The sequence below is a fragment of the Corynebacterium sp. ES2715-CONJ3 genome, assembly GCF_024814365.1.
In the GTDB taxonomy this organism is placed as follows: domain Bacteria; phylum Actinomycetota; class Actinomycetes; order Mycobacteriales; family Mycobacteriaceae; genus Corynebacterium.
Genome location: NZ_JANUXS010000003.1, coordinates 307,996 through 322,749 on the forward strand (window position 1 = coordinate 307,996; position 14,754 = coordinate 322,749).

General features: G+C 53.4%; 11 protein-coding genes. 5 read left to right on the forward strand and 6 right to left on the reverse strand.

Annotated elements, in window-relative coordinates; translation table 11 throughout:
• Positions 1-42: 42 nt before the first annotated feature.
• Positions 43-2,121: an ATP-dependent DNA helicase RecQ gene (locus NXT00_RS05445; protein ID WP_259158354.1), complete on the reverse strand. Its 2,079-nt coding sequence runs from the start codon at positions 2,119-2,121 to the stop codon at positions 43-45.
• A 131-nt stretch (positions 2,122-2,252) separates the two neighbouring features.
• Here NXT00_RS05445 and gatB point away from each other — a divergent pair, with 131 nt between their 5' ends.
• Positions 2,253-3,761 (forward strand): Asp-tRNA(Asn)/Glu-tRNA(Gln) amidotransferase subunit GatB, encoded by a 1,509-nt coding sequence (gatB, locus tag NXT00_RS05450; protein WP_259077911.1) that lies wholly within the window; start codon positions 2,253-2,255, stop codon positions 3,759-3,761.
• Positions 3,762-3,825: 64 nt separating this feature from the next.
• Here the strand turns inward: gatB and NXT00_RS05455 are convergent, their stop codons facing one another.
• Positions 3,826-4,500: a LysE/ArgO family amino acid transporter gene (locus tag NXT00_RS05455; protein WP_259077908.1), complete on the reverse strand. Its 675-nt coding sequence runs from the start codon at positions 4,498-4,500 to the stop codon at positions 3,826-3,828.
• Between the two features lie 71 nt (positions 4,501-4,571).
• Here NXT00_RS05455 and NXT00_RS05460 point away from each other — a divergent pair, with 71 nt between their 5' ends.
• The 3 genes from NXT00_RS05460 to NXT00_RS05470 are packed head-to-tail and all read left to right on the forward strand — an operon-like array spanning position 4,572 to position 7,385.
• Positions 4,572-5,423, forward strand: a complete 852-nt coding sequence (locus NXT00_RS05460) for a LysR family transcriptional regulator ArgP (protein ID WP_259077907.1) — start codon at positions 4,572-4,574, stop codon at positions 5,421-5,423.
• Entirely contained in the window at positions 5,420-6,358 is a 939-nt protein-coding gene (locus NXT00_RS05465; RefSeq protein WP_259077905.1) for an HNH endonuclease family protein, read from the forward strand. The genes NXT00_RS05460 and NXT00_RS05465 overlap by 4 nt, the downstream gene beginning before the upstream one ends.
• A 55-nt stretch (positions 6,359-6,413) precedes the next feature.
• Positions 6,414-7,385, forward strand: coding sequence for a DoxX family protein (locus NXT00_RS05470; RefSeq protein WP_259077903.1), 972 nt, complete (start codon positions 6,414-6,416; stop codon positions 7,383-7,385).
• Here the strand turns inward: NXT00_RS05470 and NXT00_RS05475 are convergent.
• Genes NXT00_RS05475 through NXT00_RS05490 form a run of 4 tightly spaced genes read right to left on the reverse strand, consistent with a single transcriptional unit; the run spans position 7,382 to position 12,435 of the window.
• Positions 7,382-8,617 carry a glycosyltransferase 87 family protein gene (locus tag NXT00_RS05475; protein WP_259077900.1) on the reverse strand — a complete coding sequence of 412 codons (1,236 nt, stop codon included), beginning with the start codon at positions 8,615-8,617 and terminating at the stop codon, positions 7,382-7,384. The two genes, NXT00_RS05470 and NXT00_RS05475, sit on opposite strands and share 4 nt — an antisense overlap.
• A 14-nt stretch (positions 8,618-8,631) precedes the next feature.
• Positions 8,632-10,470 carry a dihydroxy-acid dehydratase gene (gene ilvD, locus NXT00_RS05480; protein ID WP_259158355.1) on the reverse strand — a complete coding sequence of 613 codons (1,839 nt, stop codon included), beginning with the start codon at positions 10,468-10,470 and terminating at the stop codon, positions 8,632-8,634.
• 12 nt (positions 10,471-10,482) lie between these two features.
• Positions 10,483-10,998, reverse strand: a complete 516-nt coding sequence (locus NXT00_RS05485) for a PH domain-containing protein (protein WP_259158357.1) — start codon at positions 10,996-10,998, stop codon at positions 10,483-10,485.
• A 36-nt stretch (positions 10,999-11,034) separates the two neighbouring features.
• A complete protein-coding gene (locus NXT00_RS05490; protein WP_259077883.1) occupies positions 11,035-12,435 on the reverse strand; it encodes a mechanosensitive ion channel domain-containing protein in 1,401 nt (466 codons plus the stop codon).
• Positions 12,436-12,859: 424 nt separating this feature from the next.
• Here NXT00_RS05490 and NXT00_RS05495 point away from each other — a divergent pair, with 424 nt between their 5' ends.
• Positions 12,860-14,749, forward strand: a complete 1,890-nt coding sequence (locus tag NXT00_RS05495) for an acetolactate synthase large subunit (protein WP_259077864.1) — start codon at positions 12,860-12,862, stop codon at positions 14,747-14,749.
• Positions 14,750-14,754: the final 5 nt, after the last annotated feature.

The window sequence follows — 14,754 nt, forward strand, 5'->3', positions numbered from 1 at the left end:
GTAATAGAAAAAGCCTGCGGCCTCTGTGGTCGCAGGCTTTTTCTAATAGTGGGTTGCAAGCACGAGACCGAGGACCTGGACACCGTAGTGCTCGTGCAGCTCCGAAGCCGCGACAGTGACACTCCACGACGTGTCCACAACATCACTGATGAGTAATACAGGACCGATGACCTCACCGAGAGAGTCGCAGTTCCATCTCTTGGTGAGTGCTCTCACGCGGTAGGTGGAATTATGTGCGTCGACGTCTCGGGCCCCCTCATGGAGCTTTAGTACACCGCTGAAATTTATATTGCCAATATCTGCTAGGAGCTGCGCATACTGGTGGAGCAATGTTGTTATGTCTGGATGCGGATTTTCTAAGACGACCACACAGCGCGGGCGATATTCCCACTCCCAATCCTGTAAGACACTGACGGATAGGGCGAGGAGTGGGTCGTCCTGCCACCGGGCAGCGAAGGGCCACGCTTTGTCGTGGAGGATTTGACGTAATAGTGTTCCGTGCGTGAGGGAGGAGAGTCGATCGAGAGCTTTGATCCCAGCAATTCCTAAAATTGGTCCTTTCTGGGTTACACCAGCAGGCCACCTCTTTCGGACGCTTATATCGACGCCGCTCTGAGCGGCCGCTGCACGCAGGGCCTCGAGACTCGCTGTGTCGATATGTGGGTCGAGGTAGGTGTTGCGGCAATTGTCGCACCGACCGCACGGTTCCGTAGCGGTCATATCATCGAGTTGCTTGCGTAAATAAAGCTCGCGGCACCACGACGTTTCGATATAGTCCAACATCGCCTGTGCCTCCTTTGCGCGTGTTTCTTTGAGAGCTTGGTTCTTGTGGAGGTCAAGAGTAAAGGGTTTGCTGGTTCTTATCCATCCGCTGCGGGTTTTCTCTACGAAGTGGTCAACGCTGAGGATTTTCAGGGTTTGCTCAATTCGCCCGCGGCTTAGGTTGACAGAATTCTCCAGGCGGGCCACGGTGAGAGGGGTATCTGCTTGGGAGAGGGCCTGCATAAGAGTCTCGACGGCGGAAGCATCGGGCAGGCTCGATTTGGCGAAGTATTCCCAAATTGCCTGATCCTCAGTTCCGGGTAGAAGAATAATACTGGCTTGATCGTTATTGCGGCCTGCTCGTCCAATGTGCTGATAGTAGCTAATAGGTGAGGAGGGCGCTCCGTAGTGTATGACAAAGCCGAGGTCAGGTTTGTCAAAGCCCATGCCCAAGGCGGATGTGGCAACGAGTACTTTCAGTTCGTTGTTGAGAAGTTGTTGCTCATAGAGTTCCCGCTCTGCAGCCTCAGTGCGCCCTGTATAGGTAGCCGCCTGATAACCCATGGAACGAAGATAGTGGCCGAGCTCTTCGGCTGCCGCAATAGTCAAGCAATAAACGATGCCGGAACCAGATAGATCTTGTATATGAGTAGCAATCCACGCCGCTCGTTGGGACGAATCGGGTAGGTGGAGCACATTGAGATATAGCGAACGCCGGGCGAGAGATCCACGCATGATCGTGGTTTCTTCCCCTAATTGAGCACTGATATCGCCGACTACTCTGTTATTTGCGGTAGCAGTAGTGGCAAGCACTGGGGTTGCCGGATTCAGAGTGGGAATCAGGTCCTTAATGCGGCGATAGTCAGGGCGGAAATCATGTCCCCAATCTGAAATACAGTGCGCCTCATCGATGACAAGAAGTGACAACTGTGTTGCCAGTCGAGGCAGGAGCTCTTCGCGGAAATTAAGATTATTCAGCCGCTCGGGGGACACGAGGAGAATATCGATGTCCCCATCCCTTAGACGGGAAGCGATCGTGCCCCATTCGTCGATATTTGCACTATTGAGAGTCACTGCCTGAATGCCAGCGCGCTGGGCCGCTTCGATCTGGTTGCGCATCAAAGCTAATAACGGGGAGATAATCACAGCGGGGCCACCCCCTGCATCGCGGAGGAGTTGAGCAGCTATGAAATAAACGGCTGATTTTCCCCATCCGGTCCGTTGGACCACCAAGAGCCGTTGATGGCCGTTGACAAGGGCATCTATCGCATCCCATTGGTCAGGGTGGAGATGATGGTCATCATCTCCGGTAATTCTTCTTAAAATATTAGTGGCTGATGCCTGGCTAACTATGCTCATATGGATGAGAGTATCGGGTGCACAGGACACACCACCCCCACGATGGTGATGCAACGGCGCACGGAGTCCCGATTATCTGGCTTCTCAGTGGGTATCGGTATCTCGGAGGAGACAGTATAGAATGGTGAATTATGACTACAGCCTTTGATGAACTGATGGATTACGACGAGGTCCTGGAAAAATTTGAGCCAGTGATGGGCATGGAAGTCCACGTTGAATTGGCAACTGAAACCAAAATGTTCTCCACATCCTCGGCTCATTTCGGTTCAGAACCCAATTCCAATGTTGATCCCGTTTCACTCGGTCTGCCTGGTGCGCTTCCCGTTGTAAATGCTCAGGGAGTCGAGTGGGCTATTAAGATCGGCCTCGCCCTCAACTGCTCCATCGCTGAATCTTCGCGCTTCGCTCGCAAGAATTATTTCTATCCTGATCAGCCCAAAAATTATCAGATCTCGCAGTACGACGAGCCAATTGCTTACGATGGCTATCTCGATGTGGTTCTCGATGACGGTACGCCGTGGCGGATTGACATTGAACGGGCACATATGGAGGAAGATACTGGCAAGTTGACTCATATCGGTGGGGCCGATGGCCGCATCCACGGAGCCACCTCGTCGTTGGTGGATTGCAACCGCGCAGGGATTCCACTTATAGAGATAGTGACAAAGCCCATCGTTGGTGCTGGTGAGAGAGCCCCAGAAGTAGCAAAAGCATATGTGTCTGCGCTTCGAGATTTGGTCAAGGCTCTGGGTGTATCTGATGCGCGAATGGATCAAGGATCTATGCGCGTTGATTCGAATCTCTCGCTCAATCGGATCGGAGCTGAGGAATTTGGCACCCGTACAGAGACAAAGAATATTAACTCTCTCAAATCCGTTGAGCAGGCTGTGCGCTTCGAGATGATGCGTCAAGCAGCAGTGATCGAGAACGGAGGTGAGATTATCCAAGAAACGCGCCACTATCAGGAAACCGACGGGTCGACGACCTCCGGCCGTATCAAGGAAACCGCCGAGGACTATCGGTATTTCAATGATCCCGACTTGCCGCCGGTTATTGCCCCCCGAGAATGGGTCGAGGAGATCCGCGCCACCCTGCCGGAGCTGCCGTGGGTGAGGAAGGCACGTATTCAGAAGGAGTGGAATCTCTCCGACGCTGAAATGCGCGATCTCGTGAACGCTGGTGCCATCGACGTCATCATCGCAACCGTAGAAGCCGGAACCACTGCTGACGAGGCTCGTTCTTGGTGGGTTTCTTATCTGGCGCAAAAAGCCAAGGAGCGCGGTGTGGAACTTGAGGACCTCGCTATCACCCCTCAGCAGGTTGCTGAGGTGGTGTCCATGGTTAAGCAGGGAACGCTTACCAATAAGTTGGCCCGCCAGGCAGTTGACGGGGTCGTCGCCGGGGAGGGCAGTGTGGCTGAAGTTATTAAGGCCCGAGGCTTGGAGGTAGTCCGCGATGATGGTGCGATCGAAAAGGCAGTAGATGAGGCCTTAGCAGCCAATCCAGATATCGTGGAGAAATATAGAGCCGGCAATAAGAAAGTTGTCGGAGCCATTGTTGGTCAAGTGATGAAGGCAACACGCGGCAAGGCCGATCCAGGTCACGTGAACCAGCTCATTGCGAAAAAGCTCAACTCTTAAAAAAGAGGGGGATCTAGCTCCGGCTAGATCCCTCTTGTTGGTTTCGGTTAGAGCACACGTTCAGTTAGTGCATGAGTAAGCGCACACACATGACGGCCATAATGCAGCCGATGGCAGCGTTAATAATACGCCAGGATGAGGGCTTGGCTAAGATATGGGAGAAGTAGCTGGACCCGAAGCCTATGAGAGGAAACCACACAACTGAGGCGATGAGGGCACCTGTAGCGAAATACCAGCGACCAGACGTTCCATACTGGTTTGCCATTCCGCCCAGCATGATGAGTGCATCGATATAGGCAGCTGGATTCAGCCATGTAAACGCAAGCGCCGCGAGAACGGGCTTCGTCCATGTCCGAGTGCGTTGCTGTGGTCGCACCTTAACCTGAACGCCCCCGGAACCGCTGGCACCGTCAACGGGAGCAGTAGGGGAGGATTGCTCTATGACCATAGATCCGCCTTTAGGTTTGAAAGCATCCCTAAAACAGCTCAGCCCAAACCAGGCGAGGTAGCTTGCGCCCGCATACTTCAAAATGGTGAGAATAATTGGAGCCCGCTCGATTATGGCGCCCACTCCTGCGGTGCCACCGAAGATGAGCAAGATATCACTGATGAGACAGACGGCCACAACAGCTCCAACAGCTTCGCGTTTGATGCCCTGTCGGATAATGAGTGCGTTCTGAGGACCAATGGCCACGATAATGGAGATTCCCAGGAGGAATCCAGCGATAACAATGCTCATACTCAATGAAATTAGATTGAGCGAATCCTTAAGTAAAATTACATACCTTAAACATAGTTTAGAATAGCTTCATGAACCCCACTCACCTGCACACATTGCTCAGCATTATCGACGAGGGTAGTTTCGAAGATGCCGCCGCAGCCCTAGGCATTAGCCCTTCAGCGGTTAGCCAACGCATCAAGAGTTTGGAGAAATTCGCCGGTCGGGTTCTCTTACGTCGTACGAGCCCGGTGACTGCCACCGCTGCTGGAGAAATTTTGGTGCAGTCCGCTCGCAAGATGGCGCTTCTGGAGGCGGAGACTCTCGCAGAATTAAAGGGAAGAATTGCGGGTATTCCGCTGAGCGTCGTCGTTAATGCGGATTCACTGTCCACCTGGTTTAAACCTGTGTTGGCTGAGGTGGCTCGGTGGGAGAATGCCACATTAAGGCTACTCATCGAAGACGAATCGCATTCGCTAAACTTGCTGCGTAGGGGGGATGTTTTGGGTGCAGTGACGCGAGAAAAGAATCCGGTCCCCGGATGTGAGTCTGTGGCATTGGGAACCATGCGCTATGTGCCCGTTGCCCATCCCCGCCTCGCGCACCGCTATACAATCCAAGGCGAACTAGATTGGGCTGCGATGCCAACGTTGCGTTTTGGTCCCCGGGACACCTTGCAAATTGATGACCTCAAAGGGCGCTCGCGCCACCGACGCATATCCCAGATCCCTTCTGCCGAAGCTTTTATCGAAGCTACGAGAGTGGGTCTGGGATGGTCAATGCTACCTATTCATGAGGCTAGCCCCCTTCTTGAGAGCGGAGAGATTATACTCCTCGATGAAAAGGTCCAGGCGGTACCCCTGTTTTGGCAGAGCTGGCGTCTGGAATCGACCTCGCTAGAGCGCCTGACCCAAGCGGTAGTTGGTGCAGCACAGACTCTATGAGCACATTTTCGGACGGTTGTGATACGGTACCGACCGTGAAAAATGCACGACCTTTTGGCCTTGATATGGCGCAGCTTATTAGTTTAGTAATTGGAATTATCACGACGGTATCGCTCATTGTGGGCGTTGTATTAGGAAGTAATTCGGGATCGAGCACTCAACCTCCAGCAGTGACTTCGGCTGTGACCCCGACAACTGAGGAAAACCCTGACACTGGTAGCTCTCCTCAGCAGGAGGAGGACCTCGACGCTGTACCTGGAGAATCAGCGGAAGACGAACAGCTCCCCGACGTGGCACCCGAAGGACCAGAGGGTGCAGGCGAGGTGCCTCCAGCGGTAACTGGCGACCAGCAATCTTTGGCTTGGCTTGCGGAGCTACCGACTCGCGTCTTCGATAAGAATGCACCCGCATACGATCGAGGCGCTTTTGGTAAGGCGTGGAGTGACGATGCTATGGACGTCGATTTGAGTGGCAATAGCTGCGATACTCGAAATGATATTCTTGCGCGCGACCTTAATGATGTGGTCTTTGTTCCTTCGAAGCGGAAGAATAAGGTCGAGACATGTAAGGTGAAAAGTGGCTGGTTCATCGATCCTTATACCGGGAAGCGCGTTGATTTCCAGCGAGGTCAGAAAACCAGTGCCCTCGTTCCCATCGATCATGTGGTTGCCCTCGGTGACGCGTGGTATGCCGGAGCTTATCGGTGGGATAATCAACGTCGTCTCGCTTTTGCTAATGATCCTATTAACCTCCTTGCCACCACGCAGTCTGAGAACTCCTCGAAGAGCGCACAGTCTGCGGCGAGCTGGATGCCACCTAACGAGGAATTTCACTGCGAGTATGCTCGTAAGCAGGTGCAGATCAAGCACACATATGATCTCGCGGTCACAACAGCGGAGCGCGGAGCCTTGGAAAAAGCTCTGCATCGCTGCTAGTTTTCCTGCGTGCCGTTGCCCTATTCGACGGCGTTCTCGCCTACATTGATAAAGTATGAGCGAGAATAATACACCCGATCGAGCCACCGAGCTCGACTCAGATATTCCAACCTTTGATCCTAATACGCCGCCCACCGCTGCTGAGCCTACAGATATTTATGCGCGCGCCGGACGGGCGGCCCCACAGGATATCCCCCCTCACAGCCCTAGCATTAACCCTAGCCCTGAACCAGTGCTAGGCGAGGTGCCTGATATGCACGCCGAGGATGCACTGGATCATCCCGTGCGCACTCCGGCGGCTGCCACCCAGCAGGCCGAAATTTTTGAAGTGAGTGATCGCCTCGCCTCTGATGCACCTATCAGTGCCTATGACGACGGTGCTATGGGTACAGATGCCACTCAGCACCTTGCCGCTGTGCAGCTTGCCCAACCTGCTCCTCTAACAGAACCAGCGCCAGCAGGTGTTCCTGCAGACTTTGTGGTTCGAGATGAGGTGATCGTGGAAAAGGAAGTTAAGCGTGGAACTCTTGACTTTGGACTGCTCCTTTTGCGTATCTTCTTTAGCCTCTACCTCATCAGTCACGCTCTCATCGTCTTTTTCCGCATCGGTTCGTCGGAGGGTATCAGTGAGCTATCCGCCGAATTTGCTGCCTATCCTTATGGCGATATTCTTAGCATCGCACTTCCTACGATTGAGCTTACTGCCGGCATATTCTTGCTCTTTGGACTCCTGAGCCCAGTAGCTGCGGCGCTGGCGATCATATCAACCTCCTTCATGGCCTTGCACACCATCAATATCCAAGACAGCCTCACCTTTAATACGGCTACTGAGACGCTGTGGTTTGGTGCATTTTTGAGCGCGATCGCTCTCGTTGTGCAATTCACAGGTCCTGGCCGTTACTCTTTCGACGCCGGTCGTTCGTGGTCGAAACGGCCTCTAGCTTCGAGCTGGGTCTTTGTGATAGTAGGCCTTGGTGCGGCCGCCGCGTTGTGGTGGTTCGGGGCGGCCACGAACCCTTTTAACTAAGTCCGAACTCCAGGCGCTGCAGGTGAGACTGCAGCGCCTTTTACGTTCGTCTTTAGCAGTGGGAGGATGAGGAAAAGAGTCCAAAAGAAATAATCATCCATCCACAGTTTAAGCAGTAAAATCTGCTCAAAGTCCTGATCACCTTGGGGATCACCGAGCCACCAATGAGGTGGAGTGGTCATCATAAAAAAGCTCATAGCTCCCAATAGAACCACCAATGTACGGGCACGCAAACGCAGTGCATAGTAGCCGAGAACCGCTATCCATATAGGCCACCACACCCAGTGATGTGACCAGGAAATAGGGGAGACTAGCAGCATGAGGGCTGTATTGACTAATGCTGCCTCGAAATCCAGGCCAGATCGCAGCAGTCGGAGCATAACTACGGCGAAAATGACGGTCACTAGTACCGCTAGGATCAGCCAGAGTACCTGAATGGTGTCACTGGCATTGTGGGCTGCCTCGGAACTTGGCCACAACCGTGTGAGGACACCCTTGATTGATTGGTTGGAGATATAGCCGATATTCACACCAATGCGTGAATTATCATTCATAACAAAGATGGCACGGCCAAAGAAATCAACAGTTTCCTTGGTATTATGAAGAGCACCAATGGCCGTGGCTCCCACAGCTCCTAAGATAAACATCCCAATGCCCTTGAGATCTTTGCGGAGCACCAGGTAGAGCACCATGACTGCTGGGGTGATTTTGATGGCAGCGGCGATTCCTATCAACCACCCTCGTGGTATCTTTCGCTTGCGCGGCACAATATCAAGAAAAACCAAGGCGAGAAGCCACATATTGATTTGCCCAAATTTGGCATTCTGCACAACAGGTTCCAGAAGCAGCCCGAATCCCCACCCTGTGGCTGTAAAAAGTAATGCGGCAGAGGGAGACGAGAAAAGATAGCGCCCTAAATACCATAGGCAGAGCGCTAGGAGAAGCCCCGATAGAGCAATCATCAAGTAGCCAGCGTGCTGCTCTGAGAGGAGGGCGAACGGACTAAGGAGAAGTGCTGCAAAGGGCGGGTAGATAAACGGCAAGGTAAGATCGTAGGCGGGAAATCCTGCCTGGTAGAGACTGGCTCCGTCCATGTAGGCTTGTGCTCCCTGACGATAAATGATCATATCTATATGCCCGTGAGGGTCTGCGATCTGAAGCACCATAATGAGTGCGGAGACCACACAAGCTACTACCGTGAGCAGCGGCCTGAAGCGCCGCAGCAAAGTCATTGAGATTCTTCTTCCTATACTTCGCGGACGGCACCCTTGTCAGCGGATGTAGCCATTTTTGCGTAGGCCCGCAATGCCTTCGATACTGTGCGTTGGCGGTTGACTGGCGTCCACGGTTTGTTGCGGACCCCTTGTGCCTGGCGACGTCTTTCGATCTCGTCGGCGTCGACGAGTAGATTGAGTTCGCGGTTTTTCACTGAGATGCTGATCATATCTCCGTTCTCTATGAGACCGATGAGCCCGCCGTGAGCGGCCTCAGGGGAGATATGGCCGATGGATAGACCAGAGGTCCCACCGGAGAAGCGTCCGTCTGTGATAAGAGCACACGCTTTGCCAAGACCTGCTCCTTTAAGAAAAGAGGTGGGGTGGAGCATCTCTTGCATGCCAGGGCCCCCGGCTGGGCCTTCATAGCGAATGACAACTACTTCTCCGGGCTGCACCTCTCGTTTGAGAATAATAGACACAGCTTCTTCCTGGGATTCGCACACCCGTGCCGGCCCGGAAAATTCCCATAATTCGGCGTCGACGCCGGCGGTTTTCAAAACCGAACCGTCAGGGGACAAGTTGCCACGCAAAATGACGAGTCCGCCGTTTTCGGAGTAAGCATGGTCGATGCTGTGGATGCAACCATCTTTTTGGTCGGTATCTAGGCTTTCCCACCGCGTCGATTGGCTAAACGGTTCTGTGGTGCGCATGCCGCCGGGGGCGGCGTGGAAGAGTTCTTCGGCCCGATCGAGGGCTTTGCCGCCGCGGATATCCCAATCGTTAAGCCAGCCGTCTAAGGTGTCATAAGCCACTGTGTGTACCTGCTCATGAAGGAGCCCGGCGCGTCGTAATTCACCCAAGATTGCTGGAATCCCTCCAGCGCGATGGACGTCTTCGATATGGTAGTGCCCATTAGGCGCAACTTTGGAAATACAAGGAATTTTATGGGAGAGTTCCGAAATATCGCTGAGATCGAAGTCCACCTCGCCTTCTTGAGCTGCCGCTAGAGTGTGCAGGATCGTATTGGTGGACCCGCCCATGGCCATATCGAGAGCTAAGGCATTGCTAAAGGCCTCTTTAGTCGCGATCGAGCGTGGCAGCACTGATTCATCTTCCTCGCCGTAGTAACGCTGACACAGATCGACGATCATATGGCCGGCTTGTTCAAAAAGCTGCTTCCGAGCGGTATGGGTGGCCAAGGTGGTGCCATTACCGGGCAGGGATAGTCCCAATGCCTCGGTGAGACAATTCATGGAATTCGCGGTGAACATTCCTGAACAGGAACCACAGGTGGGACAGGCGAGGTCTTCGATTGTGCGCAATTCAGCATCGGAGATTGCCTCATTGGCAGAGGCCGTGATTGCTGTGATGAGATCAGTGGGGGCGTGAGCGACCCCGTCAATGGACACAACTTTTCCGGCTTCCATGGGGCCACCAGAGACGAAGACCGCTGGAATATTCAAACGGAGGGCGGCGTTGAGCATGCCGGGGGTAATTTTATCGCAGTTGGAGATGCACACCATCGCATCGGCGGTATGGGCATTGCACATATATTCCACAGAATCAGCAATAATCTCGCGAGAAGGTAGGGAGTAGAGCATGCCCCCGTGACCCATCGCGATACCGTCATCGACGGCAATGGTATTAAATTCTTTGGGGACACCTCCCGCCTTGCGGACAGCCTCAGCGACGGTATCGCCCACATTTTTCAGATGCACGTGCCCTGGAACAAATTGGGTATAGGAATTGACGATGGCCACAATTGGTTTGCCAAAATCTTGTTCCTTGGTGCCGGTAGCTCGCCATAGGGCGCGTGCCCCAGATGCGTTGCGGCCAACCGTGGTTACGCGAGAGCGCAGAGGAATCATACTAGTCAATCCTTAATCGTTGTCAGCGGTATCACTATGAATACGGGCATCGTACTCATCCTTAGAAATGAGGACTTGGTGGCCGTCTTTATTTATGATGACAACCTGGTCATCGGCCGCCTGGTGAGCCTTAGTGATAACATCGGGAATCCGGCCAAAAGAGGCTTTTTCTAGTTCGGGCAAGGAATTGAAGCTGATACCAGGAAGCCTCATCTTCTTATTGTGCGAACCAAATGCCAGTGCGCGCGAGCCCTGAAAACCGAGCCCGGTGAATTCTGCCCATGGCATTGTGGCTGGGCGTTTGAATGCATAGTAGGCGGTAATCCCGTCGGTGGTAATAACGGTGCGCGACCTCAGCACATAATAAATCATGACCAGCGGTAGGAATGGCACCCAGAAGAGATATGTAAAAGCAGCGCCTGAGATGAGCAGCGCTAGGGCTGCCATGAAGATCGCTGCGAGCAGATGGGCGCGATCGACACGAAAGATTGTCTCGGGGCTGTCGGGGTTGTGGTCGCTCATACTCATTGATGATATTGGATTCTCAAGATCACGGTTAATTCTTTAAGTAGTTTCAGGCTCCACTGAGCTATCTAAGGGGGTGGTGGATTCAGGTTCGACTGTCACTTCAGTTTCGGGGTTCGCTGTGGGCTGGATGGAAACCGGCTCCTCCGTGAGTTCCGCTACGTGGGTATCGTCGTGGGTATCTTGAGGAACAATAGTCACCTCTGGTTCAGTTTCACTTGGAATGGCGGGCTGGATCTGACTCTGCGGTAACAGCGTTGGAGTTTCTGCAGTGGGCTCGGGTTCGAGAGTGAAGGCCTTAATAGCTAGCAGAATGATCCCCGCTAGCAACATCAAAGCAGTGGACAGACGTACCCTTCCGCCGAAGGTAAAAATATGCTGCGAGGAGTGTGCGGTCGGCTCTGCGTCGTCCTCTTGCGCAGGATCGGTAACAGCGGGATCGTTATCGGTGAGGAATCCACGCTCAGTTAGCCGTTCCGCACTGCTGGGATGCATAGTTCCTTCTTGGGGGGTGTACTCAACGGTGGTAGCTTGCGTCGCGAGTGAATGAGGAGTCTGGGTATCTTCGAGTTCTGAAACGATGCGTCCATCAATCGTTGCAGCGGATCCGTATTCGTGCCAAAACTCTTCGATAATTTTGACTCGCACTGCGCGTTCTACCATCCATTGAGAACCCGGCTTGACCTGAGTAAGGAAGCGCATTTGCATGGTCCACGGCATGCCAACGCTCGCAGGCGGATTGATCGCCAATGCGGGATGTACGGCAAGGGGGCCCAAAACCACCTCACGTATATTAGGCTCATCGAGGGCGCGCTGTGTAGCGCTAGTAGCGCGTTCGACGGCTTCGTCCACCGAATGGGATCCGAGAAGGGGAACGGGCATGGAAACTACGGCAGAAGACCAGTGATTGGAACAATTGATGCTCACCCCGGCTTTGGAATTCGGGATGATAACCGTCTCTTCTGCGAGGGTTCGAATACGAGTCGATCGCATTGTAATTTGAATGACGGTGCCCTCGATAGCGTCGGCAGATCCCCCTTTAAAGATCACCCAATCGCCAACCCCGTACTGCTTCTCCGAGAGAATGAAAAAGCCTGCGAGAAAATCTGCGATGATGGATTGCGCACCCAGGCCGATAGCGGCTGAGGCCGCCGTTGCAGGAATAGCTGCGGAAGCGAGAGAAAATCCAAGTTGTTGCAATATTGCAACAAAGATGAGGAAATAGGCCAAGATTTGAGCGGCATAAACAAATACTCCCGCGAAGGCGAGTTGGGTTTTCTGCTCATCCGCTTGTTCATCCACGACCTTATTACGAATGATATACATGGCGAGGCGTCCAGCGCGGGGCACCAGGAGCGCTAACAAGATAAGCAGGGCTAGAGGAATGCCAGGATCGAGAAACCAGTTCCATAGAGACTGGGCAATATAACTGATATGCATAATTCTTTCTAGGTTATCGTCTTCCCTGTGGTCTCGCGAATAGTGCGGATCGAGCGCCTCACTGCTTGGTCATGACTGCTGATAGCTTAACTTGGGGTGCTCCAGAATTTTTTGGGCGAATAAGCCTCTACCTGCACCGATTGGTTTTTGGGAGAGCTCTGGATGGGGTAGTGGCGAGGGGTAAAAAGCGATATTTTCGACAATTCCCTTAGTTGAATTGTATGATTGGTGACTATGAACATTATTCGACTTGTACTAGTAGTGAACGGCGCGGCGCTTGATGTCGCGGCTTGCTAAAGTTCAAGTCGAAACCAAAGCGCCCCCGAAACCTACGCACCACAAGTGCTAGGAATACGGGGGCTTTAGTGTTTTAGGTGGCAGACCGCCATTGGCTTCATTCTTTGCGATTATCACACCATGGATAATGGGCAGGAGTGAAGGAATATCTTTATTTCTAGACCCCAACAAGGAGTTAGAAGTCGTGACAACTCCCTCACGTCCGAGCCCCGCCACGGTTGCTTCGCGTGCTAAAGCTGCACAACCAGAACGAATGACCGGCGCCGACGCGGTCGTTCGGACTCTGGAAATGTTGGGCACCGATATTGTCTTCGGTCTGCCCGGCGGGGCCGTTTTGCCACTCTACGACGCGCTCTATAAATCAACGAAATTGCGGCATATTTTAGTTCGTCATGAGCAAGGTGCTGGCCACGCGGCGACAGGCTACGCACAAGTATCCGGAAAAGTGGGCGTCTGTATTGCCACGTCCGGACCAGGTGCAACCAATCTCGTCACCCCAATAGCAGATGCCTATCTCGACTCTGTTCCGCTCGTCGCCATTACAGGCCAAGTGGCCCGCCCCATGTTAGGAACAGATGCCTTCCAGGAAGCCGATATTCGATCGATTACGATACCGGTGACCAAACATAGTTTTATGATTACTTCTCCGGACGAAATTCCGCGGGCTATCGCCGAGGCCTTTCATGTAGCGAATACGGGCCGCCCCGGACCAGTGCTCGTAGATATTCCCAAAGATATCCAAGCGATGGAAATGGAATTCCACTGGCCACCGCGTCTGGAACTTGTTGGGTATCACCCCGTGACCAAACCTCATTCGCGTCCCATCGAACAAGCAGTGAGGCTCATCGCAGAATCTACCCGCCCGGCCCTCTATATTGGGGGCGGCGTCGTGAAGGCTGATGCCGCCCGCGAGCTGAAAATCTTTGCCGAAAAAACTGGAATTCCAGTCGTGACTACTTTGATGGCGCTCGGCGTATTTCCCGATTCACATCCTTTGCATATGGGTATGCCAGGCATGCATGGAACAGTTCCCGCTGTGGGGGCGCTTCAAGAGAGCGACTTGCTGATCGCTATCGGCACCCGCTTCGATGACCGCGTAACCGGTGATACTGCATCTTTTGCCCCGGAGGCTAAGGTGATCCACGCTGATATAGACCCAGCCGAAATTGGCAAGATCAGAATGGCCGATATCCCCATAGTTGGGGATGCCCGCGAGGTACTTGTGGCGCTGGCGGAAGAGTTTGATAGAACTTTGCCCCAAGGGATTGATATTTCTGCGTGGACGTATCATCTCAGCGATCTTAAAGAGAGGTTCCCGCGTGGCTACGAGCACAGCGCCGATGGAGTTTTGGAACCTCAATTCGTGATTGAGTCCCTCTCATCGATAGTTGGACCTGAGGCAATCTACTGTGCCGGAGTAGGTCAACACCAAATGTGGTCAGCGCAGTTTATCGACTTCGAAAGACCTCGTCACTGGCTTAATTCCGGGGGGCTAGGAACCATGGGTTATGCGATTCCGGCGGCCGTAGGCGCTAAAGCTGCAGCACCCGACCGTGAAGTATGGGCGGTTGACGGCGATGGATGTTTCCAGATGACCAACCAGGAACTCACTACGGCCTCAGCTAATGGCTTCCCCATTAAGGTAGCCCTCATCAATAACGGCAACTTAGGCATGGTGCGCCAGTGGCAGACACTGTTCTACGACGGACACTACTCTCATACCCAACTGCGCAAGGGTAATCATTTTCTACCTGATTTTGTAGGACTGGCTGAGGCTCAGGGCTGCGCTGCTTTTAGAGCCGCCACCGAGGCGGAGGCACTTGAGGCGATTCACAAAGCGCGCGAGATCAATGACCGACCGGTGGTTATAGATTTTATCGTCGGAGAGGATGCGCAGGTGTGGCCCATGGTCGCTGCGGGGCACTCGAATTCCGAAATTCAATACGCGCGTGATCTACGTCCGCTTTTCGACGAAGCTTCGCCCACCGACGTCGACGATATGACGAAAAAGATCTGAGGGAT